At 39.8% G+C, this 20,213-nt stretch carries 14 protein-coding genes and 1 pseudogene; 5 read left to right on the top strand and 10 right to left on the bottom strand.

What is annotated here, in order from left to right; genetic code table 11:
• From AC1DQW_RS25870 to AC1DQW_RS25860, 3 genes and pseudogenes are all read right to left on the bottom strand, one after another.
• The coding region (locus AC1DQW_RS25870) for a two-component regulator propeller domain-containing protein (RefSeq protein ID WP_477456692.1) at positions 1-3,005 on the bottom strand (3,005 nt) is incomplete at its 3' end.
• Between the two features lie 207 nt (positions 3,006-3,212).
• Positions 3,213-3,782 (bottom strand): annotated as a pseudogene (locus tag AC1DQW_RS25865) (ligand-binding sensor domain-containing protein); the annotation flags it as partial.
• Positions 3,783-4,270: 488 nt separating this feature from the next.
• Positions 4,271-5,086, bottom strand: a complete 816-nt coding sequence (locus AC1DQW_RS25860; RefSeq protein ID WP_477456691.1) for a patatin-like phospholipase family protein — start codon at positions 5,084-5,086, stop codon at positions 4,271-4,273.
• A 569-nt stretch (positions 5,087-5,655) separates the two neighbouring features.
• On the opposite strand from AC1DQW_RS25860, the gene AC1DQW_RS25855 reads away from it, so the two are divergent.
• Positions 5,656-6,345, top strand: coding sequence for a VIT1/CCC1 transporter family protein (locus AC1DQW_RS25855; protein ID WP_477456690.1), 690 nt, complete (start codon positions 5,656-5,658; stop codon positions 6,343-6,345).
• A 165-nt stretch (positions 6,346-6,510) separates the two neighbouring features.
• Here the strand turns inward: AC1DQW_RS25855 and AC1DQW_RS25850 are convergent, their stop codons facing one another.
• The 7 genes from AC1DQW_RS25850 to AC1DQW_RS25820 form a co-directional block, all read right to left on the bottom strand.
• Positions 6,511-8,667 carry a c-type cytochrome domain-containing protein gene (locus tag AC1DQW_RS25850; RefSeq protein WP_477456689.1) on the bottom strand — a complete coding sequence of 719 codons (2,157 nt, stop codon included), beginning with the start codon at positions 8,665-8,667 and terminating at the stop codon, positions 6,511-6,513.
• 197 nt (positions 8,668-8,864) lie between these two features.
• Positions 8,865-10,322 carry a DUF1501 domain-containing protein gene (locus tag AC1DQW_RS25845; protein ID WP_477456688.1) on the bottom strand — a complete coding sequence of 486 codons (1,458 nt, stop codon included), beginning with the start codon at positions 10,320-10,322 and terminating at the stop codon, positions 8,865-8,867.
• A 5-nt stretch (positions 10,323-10,327) separates the two neighbouring features.
• Positions 10,328-12,646 (bottom strand): PSD1 and planctomycete cytochrome C domain-containing protein, encoded by a 2,319-nt coding sequence (locus AC1DQW_RS25840; RefSeq protein ID WP_477456687.1) that lies wholly within the window; start codon positions 12,644-12,646, stop codon positions 10,328-10,330.
• A 186-nt stretch (positions 12,647-12,832) separates the two neighbouring features.
• On the bottom strand, positions 12,833-13,705 hold the full coding sequence (locus AC1DQW_RS25835) for an OmpA/MotB family protein (protein ID WP_477456686.1): 873 nt from the start codon (positions 13,703-13,705) through the stop codon (positions 12,833-12,835).
• Between the two features lie 122 nt (positions 13,706-13,827).
• On the bottom strand, positions 13,828-15,054 hold the full coding sequence (locus AC1DQW_RS25830) for an RNA polymerase sigma factor (protein WP_477456685.1): 1,227 nt from the start codon (positions 15,052-15,054) through the stop codon (positions 13,828-13,830).
• A gap of 68 nt (positions 15,055-15,122) precedes the next feature.
• Positions 15,123-15,479, bottom strand: a complete 357-nt coding sequence (locus AC1DQW_RS25825; protein ID WP_477419806.1) for a YciI family protein — start codon at positions 15,477-15,479, stop codon at positions 15,123-15,125.
• A gap of 177 nt (positions 15,480-15,656) precedes the next feature.
• A complete protein-coding gene (locus AC1DQW_RS25820) occupies positions 15,657-16,859 on the bottom strand; it encodes a proline dehydrogenase family protein (protein WP_477456684.1) in 1,203 nt (400 codons plus the stop codon).
• A 58-nt stretch (positions 16,860-16,917) separates the two neighbouring features.
• Between AC1DQW_RS25820 and AC1DQW_RS25815 the strand changes: the two genes are divergently transcribed.
• From AC1DQW_RS25815 to AC1DQW_RS25800, 4 genes are all read left to right on the top strand, one after another.
• A complete protein-coding gene (locus AC1DQW_RS25815; protein WP_477456683.1) occupies positions 16,918-17,124 on the top strand; it encodes an RNA-binding S4 domain-containing protein in 207 nt (68 codons plus the stop codon).
• A 3-nt stretch (positions 17,125-17,127) separates the two neighbouring features.
• Positions 17,128-18,186 (top strand): 3-dehydroquinate synthase, encoded by a 1,059-nt coding sequence (aroB, locus tag AC1DQW_RS25810; protein WP_477456682.1) that lies wholly within the window; start codon positions 17,128-17,130, stop codon positions 18,184-18,186.
• Positions 18,186-19,079: a sterol desaturase family protein gene (locus AC1DQW_RS25805; protein ID WP_477456681.1), complete on the top strand. Its 894-nt coding sequence runs from the start codon at positions 18,186-18,188 to the stop codon at positions 19,077-19,079. Before aroB ends, AC1DQW_RS25805 begins: the two co-directional genes overlap by 1 nt.
• An 88-nt stretch (positions 19,080-19,167) precedes the next feature.
• Complete coding sequence (locus AC1DQW_RS25800; RefSeq protein WP_477456680.1) at positions 19,168-20,016, top strand: PH domain-containing protein; 849 nt, start codon at positions 19,168-19,170, stop codon at positions 20,014-20,016.
• Positions 20,017-20,213 lie beyond the last annotated feature (197 nt).

The raw sequence follows: 20,213 nt of genomic DNA, 5'->3' as shown, positions 1-20,213 counted from the left end.
GCCCTGATCTTTTTATAAAGGTTTGAATGGCTCATCCCTATCTTATCAGCCAAAGTTTTAATACAAAAATCACTGTCACTTAAGTTGTCTTCTACAACTTTGATGCACGCCGCCAAAAACTCTTTATAGTCAGGCGGAACTTTAAGGTCATTTGACTTCAAGGTTATTTCATTATAAAAATATTTTTGCAGGTTATTTTTACTTTTAAGTATACCGGCAACCCGGGCCACCAGGAATTCCCGCTCAAATGGTTTACTTATATAATCGTCGGCCCCTCCCTCTATTCCTTTAAGCTTAATTTCTGGAGACGAGCTTGCGGTTAATAATAAAACCGGGATATGACTTAGCGCGGGATCTTCTTTAACTCTGCTGCATAGCTCTAAGCCGCTTATTCCCTGCATCATTACATCGCTGATAATAATATCCGGTAAAAATTGATATACCATATCCAAACCTTCAGAACCATCTGCTGCTTCGTAAATTTCAAAATTTGCAGAAAAAATTTGTTTTAAATATTGCCTCATCTCCTCATTATCATCCACAATCAGCATAGATTTTGATTCCAAATTAAATGGATCGCTTTTTTTGCCTCTGACAGCGTTTGAACCTTTGCTTTGCCCGGGAACTTCCTCATAACTTTCAATAAGCTCATCTAAGAAAACGGAGGTTTCTACAACATCTTCAAAAATTAAATTTGGGCTTAAATGTTCTTTTCCTTTTAGCAAACAAACCTTAAATATGGTACCAGCCCCATTTAAACTAATATAACTGATATTCCCCTTATGGCTTTCAATAAATTTCTTTACAAGATAAAGGCCAATACCAAATCCACCGCTTGGTGGCAACTCATTTTGTACCTGGTAAAATTTATCAAATAATTGTTCACCTATATYTTCAGCTATACCACATCCTGTATCTTTAATTTCGATGTTCACCGAAGTTTCTGTTTGCGAGATGTAGCAATTTACCATCCCACAATCTGGCGTAAATTTTAATGCATTTGATATCAGGTTAAATAAAACGATCTCTATTTTTTCCCTGTCGGCAAATATTTCTATCGTATCTGTTTCAGACACAAAATCAAACAAGATATTTTTACTTTTGGCCTGATGGCTAAAACACAAAAAAACTTCTTTACATAAGTTTACAATATTTAGCCTTACAATTTTAAGACTATCAGATTCACTCTCAGCTTTTCTGAATAGCAATAACTGATCAACCAAACTTAACAACCGGCGTGCATTACGAAAAACAATACTCAGATTACCTGTTTCAGTCTCTCTTTCTCCGGGGTTAAATAATAATTCCTTAACGGGATTTATAATTAAAGTAAGCGGTGTCCTAAACTCATGAGAAATATTAGTAAAAAAAGATAATTTTCGTTCATTAAGTTCCTTTTCTTTTTCAGCAGATATCTGTGCTATTTTTACTTCGTACTTTAACTTAGCCTCATTAGTGCGATAACTTAAATAATAATAAATCAGCGTTACTATTATTGATAAGTAGCTTAAATAGGCCCACCATGCTTTATACCAGGGGGGCAAAATTCTTATTTTCAACGTAGCATAGTTAGCGAACCAAATACCATCCTGATTTGCCGCTTTAACTTTAAATACGTAATCACCTGCGGGAAGATACCGATAAGTAACTGATCTTTGATTTTTTACATAATTCCAATTTTTATCTAACCCTGCCAGTTTATAGGCAAATTCACTTTTTTCGGCATAAGCGTAATTTAAAGCCACGTATTGTATAGAGAAAACCGATTGACTGGGGCTTAAAGTAATTTGAGTTGATTCATTGATAGCAGAACTTAATATACTGTCTTTTTGTCCAACTTCAACCTCTTTGCCAAATAGCTGAAGGCCGGTGATTAAAACTTTTGGCTTAAACAGGTTTTGTTCAACTTCCTTAGGATAAAAAACATTATACCCCTCAGTTCCGCCAAAAACCATAAATTTTCCGAGAGTACAATACATAGATGAGCCAGGGTTAAACTGTCCCGCTTGTAATCCATCCGAACTATCGTAATTAATAATTTTGTTTGTTTGTACATCAATCCGTGATAAACCTTTATTAGTACTTATCCAGATATCGCCAGTCTCATCTTTTTGTATTGCATTTACAGTATTATCCGCTAATCCATCTTTTTCTGTATATCGTTTAAATTTTTTGTTTTTTATGTCATATAAAACGAGGCCATCTCCTTCGGTACCTATATATAGATTCTCATTTTTATCTAAATACAAAGAGTATATAAAATTACTGGGCAAAAATTTTTCTGCCTGGGCCCTACTAAAATAATCAATAAATTTATTTTGGTTTTTTATATAATATTTAAGACCAGAGGCGTATGTCCCTATAAAGAGATTGCCATACTTATCTTCGGAAAGTGCACGAATATAGTCTGAACTAATATTACTATYCTGTGGATTATAGTTAACAAACTTACTACTGCGGGCAGATAATAAACTTAACCCTCCTCCGTTTGTTCCAACCCATAAATTATTTTTTGAATCTTCGAGAATCACCCTCACGTCATTTAAACCAATGCTTGTTGGGTCGTTTTCTTTATGAATGAAATTAGTAAATGAATCTGTTTTTTTATCATATCGGAAAAGTCCGTGTGAATAAGAGCCAAACCATAATGTATTTGAATGGTCTTTATAAGCGCAAAGTATATTATTACTGATTAACGAGCCTTTTTGTCCATTTGCTCTATAATATTTTACTACCTCACCATTTGGCTTCTTTTTGTATATTCCATCACCATCAGTTCCCATCCACAAATAGCCCTCATCATCAATACACATACCATAGTACCTTAAAAAGCTGGTTCCATAAGCGTCTGTCAACTTATTTTGAAATTTTTTAAATTTTTCGGGTACGTTACTTAACATGTAAATACCGTCACCATAAGTTCCGGTCCATATATTTTTATCACGGTCCTGGAATAAGGTTTGAACAGTCCGGGCTGTAATGCTATAATTATCTTCTGATTTCACCGGATCAATAGTAATATCCCTATATGATGACTTTTCTGCCTTTTCGAGGTTTATATTATATAATCCTCCATCCTGAAGACCAACAAGCAGGTTTTTATGATCATCCTCCAAAAGAGAATAAAAATAGTTGCTTCTTAATTTATAAGTTGAGCCTAAAAAAACGTGGAAATTATTCTCTTTTCTACTGTAAAGCGTCAGCCCTTTGCTGGTAGCTATCCAGACATCATGATTATGATCCTCGTAGATACAAGTAATAAGACCCTGGGGGACGAGATTAAGGGGGAACTGGCTATTCAAATTTTTCAAAACAGTTCCATTCCTGGTACTGAAAACATTGAGCCCGCCATCACGTGTACCTACCCATAGCAATCCATAAGTATCTTCAATTACATTGATAACTGATAAATCACCCAACAAGCCTGGCAATTCCTCTTTAGTATAACTTTTAAACAGTTTGGTATTTAAATTATAAGAAGCGAATCCTGAAGCACCAGATGAGAACCACAGCTGATCTTTGTTATTTTCAAAAATGCTGTTTACATTGGTTAAACAGTTCGGACGAACACTTGGTGGGTCAAATTTTGTAAAACGTTCTCTGTTTGTGTCAAATTGATAAATTCCCCTTCTCGATGATATCCAAATGGTGCCGTGTGTATCTTTAAATATTGTTTGAACGTAATTACCCGGTAAGCTATACGGGTTGTCGGGCTCAAATTTAAACACTTTAAAATTTGTGCCATCAAACCGGTTTAAACCATCGCCGGTAGCAAACCACATAAATCCCTTACTATCCTGGGTAATACCATTTATTATTCCAAATGAAAGACCATCTTTCAATGAGTACTTCCTTACTTTTTTAGTAAATAAACTTTGAGCAGAACCAAAGAAAAAGGCCGTTACTCCTACCAGGGTAAATAATAATCTTCTCATTAATATGAATAACTGGTTAATTAGGCTTACGTGTTCGATACAAAAGCCATATAACCAAATGTAGTTTATTTTAATAAAATAAATGTGTAAATGACAATGAAGTTTTAAATGTTTTGCAGACCGACAAGCTATAGAAATCTTTTTTTTTCAAACCTGATTGAACTTTCGGCTTAAGTCAACATTGTTTTATGAGCAGCAGAAACTACGTCAAAGCATTCACTTAACCCAATGAGCAAAGAGCGATCTTCCCTTGCATCTTTTTCATACAATTATCAGTAAATCATGTATATAGCTTTGACAATCCAACTTGACAAAACGATTCAATTTATCATTTGTCAGCCTTTTTTATTTTTATCCTGGCAATGTATTTTCAGCTTTTCGTTCCCATTAATAGTTTTTAAACCTTCTTCATAACCAATCATATAAATTTCCTCAGCAGCGTTCATGTCAAATATGCCATAGCTACCCAACCCATGCGGCTCAATCACAACATCACATAAAATTTTATGGGTATTAAGGGTGGAGTTGATTGCGATCATAGCGGCCCTGTCAATCAGGTTACCAAAAGATTTAATTTCTGTAACTATCTGTAAATGATTACAGGACGAACCAATAATAAAGTCGCAATTACCCACTAATGGTTCAACCGGAAAGTTATTGAGCACCCCGCCATCTACATACATGTGATTGTTAAGCATAATGGGTTTGAAAATGCCCGGCAAACAGCACGATGCTAAAATCGCCATATCGAGTTCACCATCATTAAAGTACACTAGCCTTCCTTCACCCAAGTCAACAGCCGTAACAGTAACGGGAATTTTAAGTTTTTGAAAGGAATTGTGTGGAATATAGTGTTTTATTAAAAAGCGTGTTTTTAATATAGAGATCAAACCCGTGCTACCAAATGAGGGGCGCAGCAATTTAAGCAGGCTGGTTTGTTTAAGCATCTGTAAAAAATCTTTCGGGGCATACCCTTCAGCAAAAAAAGCTGCTGCAATTGCTCCGGCACTTGTGCCGGATATATGGGAGAACCTAATTCCATAATCGGTTAAGGCCTGCATAACTCCTAAATGAGACACCGCACGTACTCCACCGCCCGATAGTGCTAATCCTATATTAGTTGTTTTATTTTGATCGGCGTTTGTATTCATTTACATTTTAGCTTAATATGAGAACTTTAATATTTACTATAAAGTTTGAATCTTTTTAAGACCCATTTGCGGAGCTGTTTTTTAAAAACGTGAGCCGAAAGATATTTAAACAGTTTGTTTTGAGAGGATGATTATTCCCGATATCAGGCATTGCTATTCGTTTTATATGATATAGACAATGTAATTATACGTAAAAGTGGCAAATGTAGTTACTGCCCATAAGGTTTTTGATTACTAAACGCCTGACTTTTACATATTGGAACACGAGTGAAATACCTGCCATATAAACAACTGAATATCAAATACTTAAAATACAACTTCCGTATTTCCCGAAAGATACCTATTAATGGGGCCATATTGGAATAAATAAGTATGCAGAACTGTATCAGTCATCATGGTTTGTCTGCATGAATTAGAGATAAGATACGGGCATTGTAAACAGGATATAGCCTTGGTTTCGGATGTAGTTTCGTTAAGCCTCGGTTTTAAATAATGGATTGCTTTACCGATGTTTGATTTAAATATTTAAAGCAACGGATTTAAAAAACCAAACTAGTAATATTACCACAATGCACAAAGAATATCACGTTACCAGTTCAGAAATCATCAGGGATGTTGTTATAGGCATGTCTGATGGTTTAACCGTTCCGTTTGCCCTGGCGGCAGGGCTTAGCGGGGCCATAACTTCATCGGGACTGGTGGTAACAGCCGGCATAGCCGAAATAGTTGCCGGTTCAATAGCAATGGGCCTTGGAGGCTTCTTAGCCGGGCGTACCGAAGTTGATCATTATAATTCAGAACTGAAAAGGGAATATAACGAGGTTGAATTAGTACCCGAACAGGAAAAAGCTGAAGTAAAAGAAGTTTTTGCAGAATTCGGCTTGTCAGCGCATTTGCAGGATGAAATTGCTAATGAACTATCAAAAGATAAAAGGAAATGGGTAGACTTTATGATGAAATATGAGCTTGGTTTAGAAGAACCAAACCCTAACAGGGCCACAAAAAGCGCCTTAACAATAGGATTCTCCTATATAGCGGGAGGAATTATTCCTTTATCACCATACCTTGTAATAGATAATGCGCAGGAAGCTTTAAATTATTCATGCGCTGTAACTTTAATTTGCCTGTTTATTTTTGGTTATTTTAAAAGCAAGCTTACAGGGCAGCCAGCATTAAGCGGTGCATTAAAAGTTGTTGTTATTGGGGCATTAGCTGCTGGTGCTGCTTTTGGAATGGCAAAACTTATAAATGGCAAGTAAAACTTAACACAACCAACTGCTTTTAATATTTTCCCTGGCTTATGAGCGGGGCATTTTTTTAGCAGTCTTATGCACAGGTCTATTACCTCACGTTCAATATCAATAATATGCCTGCTACCTGTTCGTTGATAGCGGTTAATGTATTTATCATGCTGGTTATTATGTTTAATTAACAAAAACCTCATCAATAAACACCCAGGCCGGCTTTCCTTTAGCCGGATGCCAGGAAGGCACATTTTTAAGTGGTTTGGCTACTAATTTTAAGCAAGATATCAACCGAACTGTTTTTAGCTTACACTCTAGGCTAATAACAGCAAATGTATCGTTTTTAAGCGGCGTTGCCGTGGTGGTATAACCTAAAAGTTTTAAGTGATTTTGATCTGATCCTCCCCATACTTCAATTTTAGAGGGTAAAAATATTTGCGAACCAGTGTTACGCATCACATTGAGGTTAACTGAATGCAAATCTGCGGGTTTATTAAACCACATCAGCATCTCTATATCTTTTTGCGATGCAATCCATTTGCCATTACCAAAACTGTTTCCTCCCAGTTCTTTGTCAATTATGGTTTTTGGGCCATCGCCTTTGTATTTGTCATCCGGATATTTTAAAAAGGCCACACTATCCGGCGTATAAGCGCTTTTATAAATATTGAATTGTGCTGTATCGCTTCCTATCCATCCTGTTTTAAAGGCTCTGGCTTTTACAATTGTACTTTGTGTAAATATTACGCCGGGTGTATACAACGCCGCGCGAACGCTATCTGGAACACTGCCGTTAGTAGTATAACGAATATCAACTCCTTTTATAGGATTGCTCAATTGGAGCTGGTAGCTTTGCTTAAATACAACAGCCGTGTTTTTTAACTGTGGACTGCTTAATTTTATGGCTTTTCCATCATCCTTAAACCCGGTTAAGAGCTTAAGCTGATTGTTTGCTTTTTGCAATGGTACAAGATCGGCAGTTTTTAAACCGGTGTCCCAAACAGCCAGCTCTGTTAAGCTTTTTATGGCCATTAACTGTTTTATATCTGCAGGCCTTAATTTTATACCTGCAACCGAAAGGTTTTTAAGATACTTTAGAGCCACCAGTTCTTTTAACCCACTACCAGCAACATCACTGAAATTAAGGTTAAGCCGGCGAAGGTTTTCAAACTTTGCTATAACTTTAAGATCAGCATCCTTCACGGGCATTTTATTAAGGTCAAGAGACACAACCTGTTTTTTAATTGGGCTTAACTCTTTTAAAACCTGAATATTATAAGTGCTTTTATTGTATATATTAACCGCCAGAGCCGGCGATTCATTAGCCAACGGATAAATAACCCGATAATTGTTGTTTAGCTTTTTAATATCCTTATCATCAGCAGCTGCGAAATCATAAACCTCTTCGATGCTTTCTGCAGGCTTTAACAGCGTTGATGCAATTACTCTTAATGAATCTGTTGCAGGCAGATCAATAACTTTTTTCTTAAAATCGGGATCGCTTTTTACCCAAAAATAAAGGAGCATTTTCTCTTCATCTGTAAGTTGTGGTTTCCCTGTAGGAGGCATGTGTTTTTTTTCTTTTTCGGGCAAATGCACCCGCTGAAGAAGCAAACTCATTGCCGGATTGCCGGGTACAAAGAGTTTCCCGCTTTTACCCCCCTTTAGTATCGTTGCCGGAGTGGTGAGTATAAGACGGCCTTTCATTTTATCTGAGTTATGGCAGCTTTGGCATTTCATCTCAAAAATGGGTTTTATCACATCCTGGTAAACCAATGCCTTGTCAATTGGAACCTTGTTTTTCTCTTTATCCATTATCGGCCCAAAAACAAAATCTTCGCCATGGGTAAGGTTGCCGCCAAAATGACCGGCAACTATTAAACAAAACACCGTTACCAAAGCCCCTGTTTTGGCCTGTGCAGCTGTATATTGGGGCATGTTGCGAATAAGATAGATCCCATAACCCATAAATGCCACGCATACGCCATACCACTTGTGCCATTGCAAGGTGTTACCCTCATAGCCAGGCTCTTTAGATAGCAGCAAGCCCATAACAACTGTTATCGACGATAAAAGCGCCCCTAACACCAACAGGTAATTGGTAAAGTTTTGATATAGTTTTTCATTAACAAACTCAGCGCGGAAACGAAAAAATTCCATCACCATGGCCAATATGAGTATCACGATGGGAAAATGCAGTATCAATGGGTGCATCCTGCCTACCGGCTGTAGCCATTGCGGTACAACCAGGCTATTGCCGGCTACCAATAAAACTACAATGAAAATATTTAGTGCAAATAATGCTCCGTCTGCAAAACCCTTATGGCTGCCTTTCATATATTAAGCAATGGCGCTTTTTTTAGTTAATTTCTTGTGAAATACTCCCGGTACCGGATGCTTCGAAATCCCGTCCATTCTAAAAAATCCAAACTGTGTTAGGTTATTATTCCCTTCACCACTTTCCCGGCAACAGTAAAATACTCCCGGTACCGGATGCTTCGAAATCCCGTCCATTCTAAAAAATCCAAACTGTGTTATGCTATTATTCCCTTCACCACTTTCCCGGCTACATCGGTTAACCTGTATCTTCGACCCAAACTTTTAAAGGTTAATTTTTTATGGTCGATACCCAACTGGTTGAGGATGGTAGCATGAAAATCATGTACGTGAACAGGATCTTTAACTATGTTATAACCAAAATCATCCGATTCGCCGTAAACTATGCCGGGTTTAATACCGCCACCGGCCATCCAGATACTAAAACAGCGTGGGTGATGGTCGCGGCCATAATTGGCTTTTTCAAGCTTGCCCTGGCTATAATTGGTACGGCCAAACTCGCCTCCCCATATTACCAGCGTTTCATCAAGCAAGCCACGTTGCTTAAGGTCGGTAACCAATGCAGCCGATGCCTGGTCTACGTCTTTTGCCTGCCCCGCCATTTCCTGCGGCAGATTACTGTGCTGATCCCATCCCTGGTGATAAAGCTGTACAAAGCGCACGCCGTTCTCGGATAGCTTTCTTGCCAGTAAACAATTGGCCGCGTAGGTACCAGGAATCAAACAATCCGGGCCGTACATTTTCACAATATCATCCGATTCTCTGGATACATCCATAATATCGGGAACAGCGGTTTGCATGCGGTATGCCATTTCGTACTGCTGTATTTTGGTATTTATCTCGGGGTCGCCAAATTCTTTATAATTGATATCATTAAGGGCCGCCAAATTATCCAGCATTTTACGTCGCTCGTGCCGGTTCATTCCGTCCGGATCGTTAAGGTACAAAATCGGGTTTTCGCCGCTGCTAAATTGTACACCCTGGTGAATGGAATCTAAAAAACCGTTACTCCATAACTTAGAGTAAACACCCTGGCCATTGCCCTTACCCTTTGATAACAATACGGTAAATGCCGGCAGGTTTTTGTTTTCGCTGCCTAAACCATAACTTACCCATGAACCCATACTGGGGCGATTACCCTGCTGCGCTCCAGTCTGAAGAAAAGTAAGCGCGGGGTCGTGATTAATAGCATCTGTATTCATCGAGCGGATAATGCAGATATCATCGGCAATTTTACCAATGTGCGGAAACAGGTCACTTACCCATGCCCGCGATTCGCCGTATTGCTTAAAATCATAAAATGAGCCCACAAGCGGGAATGAGGCCTGTTTGGCGGTCATCCCTGTCAATATCTGGTTACCACGCACCGAAGGCGGTAGCTCCTGCCCCATCATTTCCCGTAGTTTCGGCTTATAATCAAATGACTCCAGTTGCGACGGCGCTCCATCCTGGAACAGGTAGATAACCCTTTTAGCTTTTGGTGCAAAGTTGGGTATCCCCGGTATGAAATCGGCTTCACTCTCGCCACCGCTGCCGCTAAAAAGATCCGGAATAAGTAACGATCCTAATGCCACACTACCAATGCCCAGGCTTAATCTTGAAAGAAACCTGCGTCTATTTATATTCAGCCTGCTCTCTAAAAAATCTTTTTCCATGCCGATCAGGTTTTTGTTATCGCTTCTTCTAAATTATAAATAGTATCAACCACCTTCATCATAGCTGCCAGGGTTATTTTATTCAGGTTTGCAGGCACGGGGTATTCGCCTACACTTAGTAGTTTTCCGGCATCATTTTTTTTCATTCCTTTTAACTCGTCATTATAATAAGCTGTTAGTATGGCTAATTCATTTTCCTGCGGATGCCGGCAGATAATTAAGCGGAAGGCCTTGGTTATTTTATCTTTAAGCTGACTATTATCCTGCAACAACCTGGCAGCCAAAACCCGTGCGGATTCTAATACTGTAGGATCATTAAGCATCACCAACGCTTGTAATGGCGTATTGGTGCGTAAACGTTTTACCTCGCACTGATCGCGGTTACTGGCATCAAATATTCCTAATGACGCCGGAGGTACAGTACGTTTAATGAGCGTATACAGGCCCCGGCGATAAAGGTTGGCCCCATGCACCTGTTTATAATTAGCCAATATCCCGCGGCCCGATGTCGCGTTTTCCCAAAGGCCGGGCGGCTGGTAAGGGTTTACACTGGGCCCGCCAATGGTGCGGTTAAGCAATCCGCTGCTGGCCAGCACCAGATCGCGAACAAACTCGGCGGGCAAACGGTAACGTGGGCTACGCGATAGCAAAGTATTTTCGGGATCTGTCTTTAACTTTTCGGGACTGATTACTGCGGATTGGCGGTATGTGGCCGACATAACCACCTGTTTCACCAATCGCTTAATATCCCAGCCATGATCCATAAAATCAACAGAGAGCCAGTCAAGCAGTTCGGGATGCGAGGGCAGATCGCCCTGCATGCCAAAATCGCCCGAGCTTTTCACTATGCCCTTGCCAAAAAACTCCTGCCATACCTGGTTTACAAATACCCTTGCAGTAAGGGGATTTTTTTTATTGAACATCCAATCGGCCAAACCGAGCCTGTTTTTTGGATAGTTAGCCGTAAATGGTAAAATAGATTTTGGAGTTCCGGGTTCAACCTCATCGCCATGGGCATCATAATTGCCGCGTTTAAGGACGTAGGTTGGCCGTACCTTGTCGCTATCTGTCATTACAGATACGATAAGTTTATCAGTATCCTGCTTGTTTATAAACGTCAGGATTTTTTTAACATCCTCATTGCTGATTTGCATCATAGGCCGCTTGGCATAAGTTTCGGGCCCGCCAACGGTTGATTGAAGCCCCACCTCCTTTACATTGTTAAAAAAAGCAAACACCTGGTAATACTCCTTTTGCGAAAAGGGGTCAAATTTATGATCGTGGCAATGGGCGCACTCCAATGTAATGCCCAGCAAAGCTTTGCCAAAAGTATTTGTACGATCGGTAACATAGCTTACGCGGTACTCTTCATCAATTACACCGCCCTCTTCGGTAATTTTGTGGTTGCGGTTAAAGCCTGTTGCCAGCAATTGCTCTTTAGTTGCATTCGGCATCAGGTCGCCTGCTAATTGCCAGGTTATAAATTTATCATACGGTATATTTTCGTTAAAGGCATGTATCACCCAATCCCTCCATGGCCATTGCGTGCGGTAATTATCGTCCTGGAAACCATGCGAATCGGCATAGCGGGAAACATCAAGCCAGTGAAGGGCCATTTTCTCGCCATATTGAGGGCTTGCCATTAACTGATCAACTACCTTTTGGTAGGCCCCGGGGCTTTTATCGGCTAAAAAGCTATCCATCATTTGCAGGTTTGGCGGCAAACCGGTAAGATCAATTGCTATCCGCTTCAGCAGTCGTTCTTTATCAGCCTCCGGATTTGGATCAATGCGCCTTTGTTCCAGTTTTTGGAGTACAAAGTTATCTATAGCGTTTTTAGGCCATGCCGTATTTTTCACCTGTGGAATTGGATATGCGCGCGGAGGAACAAAGGCCCAGTGTTTTTCGTATTTAGCGCCCTGTTTTATCCACTTTTTAATCAGAGCAACCTCAAAGGATGTTAACTTTTTAAGGTTTGATGATGGCGGCGGCATTTGCTCGGCCGTATCTTTTGTAGATATACGGCGATATACTTCAGACATTAACGGATCGCCGGGAACCAGGGCATGGGCAGTTGGATTATCTTTTAGTGCTTTATAGGCGCTTTCGGGCATATCAAGCCTCAGATCAGCTTCGCGGTGAGTGGCATCAGGACCATGACATTTATAACATTTATCAGATAATATAGGGCGGATATTAAAATTATAGCTGACGATATCGGGCACTTGTTCCGCATCACCCTGGCCAGACGAATTGCAGGCATGAAGCGTATACAAAGCACAGGCTGCTATCACGAGCCATACATAATATAACTTCCGGAACATTGGCTTAAAATTGGTTAATTGGTCTACAGAAATTTAAAATTAAGAATTTCAATCGCAATTTACAACTTGATTTCAATTATGTATATACAATTATACTTAACTCATTTAGCAACCAGGTATACTTAACTAAAAAAGGCCTCAGCGAAATCGCCAAGGCCTTTTTTAGTTAAGAAATATGTTAAAACTTTACTGTTTAGGCGCTGTTGTCGTAGCCGGCGCTTTACCTATCAGATCCATAAACTGATCGAGCTTAGGTGTGATGATAATTTGGGTACGCCTGTTTTGGCTTTTACCAGATGGTGTGCCATTATCGGCAACAGGGTTAAATTCGCCCCGGCCACCTGCTGTTAAACGTTTGGGATCAACATTATAATTGTTCTGCAAGGCCTGAACTACTGATGATGCCCTTAATGCACTTAAATCCCAGTTGTTACGGATGTTAGTTTGTTTAATAGGAACATTATCGGTATTACCTTCAATCAGTACATCGTAGCTCGAATAATCCGAGATGATCTTGGCTATCTTACTCAGCGTTGCACCTGCCTTATCAGAGATCTCATAACTGCCCGATTTGTAAAGCATGTTATCTGATAACGATATATAAACTACTCCCTTCAGTACTTTCACATCCACATCCTGCATTTCTTCCCTGCTTAAGGAGCGTGTAAGATTGTTGGTTAACACCATGTTAAGCGAGTCGCKTTTGTTTTTTGTTTCAACCAGGTGCTTGATGTATTTATTGGAAGCATTGATCTCATCTACCAGTTTTGCAATATTTACACCTCCTTGGTTATTACCCGCCAAACATTTATTTAAGGCATCCTGCAAGGCTGCCGAGTTCGCTTTCTCTGAAGCGATCAGTTCTTCCAGGCTTTTTACCCTGCCGGTTGATACGGCCAGGGCTTGTTCACTTGTTTGGTATTTTACGCTAAGATCGCGGGTACTATTTTGTAATTGGGTGTAGTTACCCTGTAACTCTTTATATTTTTTATTGCTCACGCAACTTTGAGTTACCGTTGCTACAATAAGTATCAACGGTACTAAATGATGTATTTTCATGGTATTTACGTTTATATTACCGGTTATAATGTATTTATGACCAGCTTAGCTGTACAAACAAAATTCGGACCGAAAAGTTTCCTTTATACAAATGAGCCTTCGTTACTGACAAGATAATTTGCTCATAACTCCTCCATCCTCTTCATAATACTTCGCTTATCCCCGTCTGATTTTGCAAGCGAAAGGGCTTTCGCAAAATGTTCTCTCGCTTTCGAATCGTCAATACCGTTATAAAGCTCACCCAGCAACGCAAAGTAAAAGTGGTTACCTTTTAACTCCAGCTTTTCGGCCTCAATAATAGCCTCTTCTTTCCCCTTTGCTTTTGAAAGCGCATATGTGCGGTTAAGCGCCGCAACAGGTGAGTATTCTATTTGCAGCAATCGGTTATAAAGCTGTAAAACATTTTCCCATTTTTCTTCGGTATCTGCCCGTTGAGTATTCCAATAAGCTATTTCGGCCTCCAGGTGATATTTTGACAATTTATTCCCGCTTGCGGCACAACTTAAAAAATATACCCCTTTGCTTATTAAATCAGTATTCCATAGGCTTATATCCTGTTCTTCATATAAAACATGTTCTCCATCTTTATTAAACCGGGCGTCAAACCTGGAAGCGTGAAAACACATGAGCGAAAGCAGCGCATTTACCTGGGGCTTATTAGTATTTTGACTTTCCACAAGCATAGTACATAAGCGCATAGCTTCAAGGCAAAGCTCTTTTCGGAGCGTTTTATCCTGGCTAATGGAGTAATATCCCTCGTTGAACAACAAATAAATAGTTGTGAGTACAGGAGCTAAACGTTCATCAATTTCGGTAGGTGCGGGGAATTCGATCTTTATTTTTAGTTCCCTTAGTTTCTCTTTAGCCCTGAATAGCCGTTTGTTAATAGTTTCCTTGTTGCTAAGGAATGCGTCTGCTATCTCCTGGATCCCAAAACCGCAAAGGATGCGCAGGGACAAGCCAATTTGCGCTTCAACAGTAATTATTGGATTGCAAATTGCAAACATCATCTGCAACTGGCTGTCGTTAATGTTTTGTGGCGACAGGTCAATCTCCGTTTCGTAATAATCAGGGGTTCTGTTGAGTATTTCGGCGGATACTTTGCTTTCAAAGGTGATATTTCGCTGCAGATAATTTTTAGCCTTGTTTTTGGCTACGTTATAAAGCCAGGCCGGCGGATTTGGCGGCACACCATCCAGTCCCCATGCATGCGTAGCGGTAAGGAAGGTTTCGCTGGCAATATCTTCAGCAATTTCTACCTGGTCGAAACCAAAACGGTTGCAAAGCACAGCTACAATTTTCCTGTACTCTGTTCTGAATAAATGTGGTATTAGTTGGTCGTTGTACATAGCGTCAATAATGTACCAGGCATGTTTATATAGCGATGGGGTTTGGCCCCCATCGCTACGGGAAGATTTTAAGCATTGGAGTGACCGCCCGTTATTTGCCTTACCTCAACACTGTTGCCTTCTCCCAATAATATCGGGCAGGCTTTTGCCATGCTTACGGCTTCATCAAGGTCTTTCGCCTTTATGGTTACAAAACCGGCAATTGATTCCTTAACCTCGGCAAAAGGGCCATCGGTTATCACATTGTTAAACTTTAAAACTTTGCCTTCTGTTGATAAGGCCGTACCACCAACAAATTTGTTTTGAGCAGCAATGCCGCCTACCCAATCATGATACATTTTCATGTACCCCTCCAATTGCTCTGGTGATGGCTGCGCTTCTTTGGTTACCAGGTCCAAACGCATCAGGATTAAGAACTCGTTCATTTTGTATTGGTTTTAATTGGCTGCCGGTTGGCTGCCGGGTTAATAAATATATGAATTATACCCCAATAACAAATGAAACAAGAGGTATTGGACAGCCAAATGAAAAAAACTGCACAAAAAAAGCCACTAAATAATTAGCGGCTTTTATTTTTACCCAGGTACTTGATTCCATCCTGTTTATTTGCCCCTTCTTCTCCGTTCCTTTACTATCAGGCTCAGCTCACGGCTCATTTGCCCGGCTATAGCGGTATTTTCCTGTGCCCGGCGAAACAAGTATGGCAATACCGCTTTTATTGGGCCATAGGGCACATATTTAGCAACATTGTACTGGGCATCGGCCAGGTTAAAGCTCAGGTTATCGCTCATTCCCAACAATTGCGAGAAATATACATGTGGATGTTTATGGTCAATGCCTTTGGCATCTAACAGTTCGGCCAATAAACGGCAGCTTTCTTCATTGTGAGTCCCGGCTATAAAGGCAATCTGATCAATGTAGCTGGTGCAATAATCAAGCGCCGAATCATAGTCAAGGTCGGTTGATTTTTTATCAGGCTGAATTGGCGAATTGTAACCCATTTCTAAAGCGCGCTTACGCTCTTTTTCCATATAAGCGCCGCGCACAATTTTGGCGCCTAAAATAAACCCTTCGCTTTTAGCTATTTCATGGTCGTTTAATATCGATGCCAGTTTATCATGCCTGTACATTTGGTAGGTATTATAAACAATAGCTTTTTTGGTGTTAAACTGCGTCATCATGGTTAAGGCCAGCAAATCTATGGTTTCCTGGATCCAGCTTTCTTCGGCATCAATCATTACCGGTACATTGCTGGCATGCGCCTTATCACAAATGGCCAATACCCTGCTTTGAACTCTCTCCCACTCCTTCTCTTCTTCGGGTGTAAGCGGTAACCGTGCATCCAGCTTTTCCAGCAAGGCAAAACGGCCAACCCCTGTTACTTTAAATACTGTTAAGGGAATGGCTTTGTCTTTAGCTGCTCTTACTACCGTCCTGATGATCTCATCGCGGGTGCTGTCAAAAACGGCCTCATCATCTTCACCTTCTATCGAGTAATCTAATATCGTGCCTACTCCGCCGCTATATAAATTTTTTATCGTGTTATCACACTCCGCAATGGTTTCGCCACCGCAAAAGTGTTTAAATATGGTAGCCTTGATAAGGCCTTTAATTGGCAGGCCTATTTTTATTGCAAAATTGGTTACAGGCGGACCGATCTTTACTAAAAAGTTAACATTAATTATCCTGAACAACCAGTAAGCCCGGCTAAGGTCTGTATTAGATGAATGACGAAAAGCGATTTCTGTATTTTCAAAAGAAGGCTTAGCGTGTGTGGATTTGTTATTAGTTTCGTTAGAAAGCATGTGCAAAATTATAAAATGATAACTCATTATTCCACGAATAGTTTATTTTTGCCCCTCCATGATTGAATTTAAGTTAACAGGCGACTATATCCCGATGATACAATTACTAAAGGCTGCCCATTTGGTATCAACCGGTGGCGAAGCACAAATAGTTGTAAGTGAGGGCGAAGTGACCTATAATGGCCAGGTGGATTACCGTAAACGCCTTAAAGTTAAACGAGGCGACCTGGTTGAATTCAGAGGAAATAAAATCATGGTTATTTAAATTATGACTACTATTCAAAGCGACAATTACCCCATTTACTTTGATAACAGCATTGATGAACTTGCTAATTTTGTAAAGCAAGGTCATTATTCAAGGTTTTTTATTTTAACTGATGAAAACACTGCTGAGCATTGCCTGCCCCTTGTAAAAAGTAAAATTGAAGACCAGGACAATTTTGATATCATAGAGATAAACGCCGGTGAAGAAAGCAAGGACATTGATTTTTGCATAGGCATCTGGAAAATGCTGATTGACTTTGGCGCCGACCGCAAAAGCCTGTTAATCAACTTAGGTGGCGGCGTTATCAGCGACCTTGGCGGTTTTGCCGCGTCTACTTTTAAACGCGGGATTGATTTTGTACATGTACCCACTACCCTGTTATCCCAGGTTGATGCATCAGTTGGCGGCAAAACCGGGATCGATATCGATAGCATCAAAAATATCATTGGTACCTTTACCCCACCCAAAGCGGTATTTATTGAACTAAGTTTTTTAGAAACTTTACCACCAAGACAAATACTCTCGGGCCTGGCCGAAATGCTAAAGCATGGACTGATCCAGGATGCAGACTACTGGCATCAGCTTAAAGCAAGTGACCTAAATAAGCCATCGGCTGCACTGGTTCATCGCTCGGTAGAGATAAAAAACAAGATAACCATTGAGGATCCGCACGAAAAAGGAATCCGCAAGGCGCTAAACTTTGGTCATACAATAGGCCATGCTGTTGAAACCTATTCATTGATCAATGATGATAATCATTTATCACATGGGGAAGCCATAGCTATTGGCATGATCTGCGAATCATATCTTGCATATAAAAAAACCGGGCTACCTGCCGAAGAGTTGAAGGAGATTACCGAAACATTGAATAATTTGTACCCTCGTTATACCATTAAGGAATCAACATTTGATGCTTTACTGGAGATCATGAAAAAGGACAAGAAAAACCAAAGCGGTAATATAAATTGCACCCTGCTGACCAATATAGGTCAATGTAATATTGATAATATCTGCACAGAAGCCGAACTTTGTGATAGTTTATTGTATTACATTAATTTATAATGGACCATTTAGATAAATCTGAAATAAGTGCGCTTGTAATACTTTGCCTGCTGGTTGTTTTAACCCTGGTTGAAATGGGTTTAAGCTATTGGGAGGACAGGCATTATTACCAAACACGTGATACACTTACCAATATTTATCTTACCTCGCTTGCGGTTGTAACCAACCTGGTAGTTAAAGGAAGCACATTTATTATACTGAGTTTTACTTACCAATACCGCCTGTTTCAAATACATAATGTTTGGTTGTATTGGTTTGTGCTAATTGTGGCCCAGGACTTTTTATATTGGGTTTTGCATTATATAGGGCATTATTGCCGCCTGTTTTGGGCAATACATGTAACCCATCATTCATCAGAGCAATTTAATTTTACTACGGGTTTCCGATCAACAGTTTTTGAGCCATTATACAGGGTATTTTTTTATTTACCCCTTGCGTTAATCGGCTTTACCGCGTTGGATATTTTATACGCCTATTTGGTTACCCAGTTTTATGGCAACCTTGTGCATACACAATACAAAATACCATTGCCAAAATGGTATGGGTGGATTTTTGTAACTCCGGCACATCACCGGGTACATCATGCATCAAACATTCCTTACCTTGATAAAAACATGGGGATGGTTTTAATTTTATGGGACCGGATGTTTGGCACATTTCGGGATGAAGACCTGCCCGAGCCCGTTAAATATGGCATTACCAAACAACCGGAAGATATGGGGCCGGTAAACATTATTTTTCACGAGTGGAAAGCATTGATACACGATGTTAAACATGCCCCAGGTTTTAAAAATAAACTTGGGTATTTATTTAACCCACCCGGATGGAGCCATGACGGTAGCACACAAACGGCGAGGGTGATGCAGCGGGAGTATGAAGAAAAGGCAGCTTAATATTAGCTGACTGATGTTTCAACTCTTGTGAAACGTCTTGCCGCTTTTTAAATTCGCCGCTATTATTTCAGCTAATGTTACATTGCCTATGCCTCAATTTATATCAAAACTTCAGCACAACAATTACGAAAAAAGCGAGTTCTCTGATGAGGCACCAAGAAACCTGGAGGAAACAATTCAGTTAATAAAAAACTTTCCCTGGGATTTGGAGCGACCGTTAACAGATATCCAATTAACCGGCCCATCTGTAACCATACAGGACGATGATGTTAATTACCTAAAGCTTGGACTTTACTTTGGCGGAAAATTCTGTGTTTATTACCTCGACAAGGATAATCATTTATATGAATACCATGCTCCTGATATTGAAGCCTCAGAAAAGCTTGTTACCGATTTTTTTAATCAAACATTAGAGCTAAGTATATTTGAGAAGCATTTTTTTAACATTGGGAATCAGCCTCATTTTATAACCAGTAACTTTGAATACGGGATAAAACCCCGGCGAATTGCCTTGGTTACTTGCATTCCATTTATTTATGTGCTACTGTTTGCCGGGGTTATGCTGGATGCCACTAAAAGCCATAGGGATATTGTGGTTCCTGCTTTGTCTATGTTAGCAATTGGGGGTGTTATTTTATCGATATTTTATAGGGTTTTTGAAAACCGGCGACAATACCTTCAAATTTCGCGTGGCAATGATAAGTTTTCCTTTGGGCAAGATAAAAAAAGCATTGTTTTTTACAATAAAAGGGATATTAAAGAGATAATTATTTACGGTGGTCAAGGCTCGGGGCGATCAAGTATGTTTGAAGTTACCGGTATTGTATTTAACAATAATCAATGCCTAAAACTTTCAAACCTGTTGATATCGAGACATGATCTTTTAAGCAAATTCCCCGACAAGTTGAGAATTCCTGTTATTTACGACCGCGATTAAGTATTTAAAAGTAAGTAAAACCCATTTTTAGCAAATAAAATTTGGTTCACCCACAAAATTTAACAAAAAATAAAATTTTCTATTGACAGAATCATTTTTTACCGTACATTTACAACATAATAAAAACAGATGAAATTTAACAGTGCATATTTTTATGGTTACTACTTCTACTTTAACAGTAAGAGCCGGGACTAATA

It is taken from the genome of Mucilaginibacter sp. P5_A4 (assembly GCF_056400605.1).
This window is presented reverse-complemented; position numbering and strand designations above follow the sequence as displayed.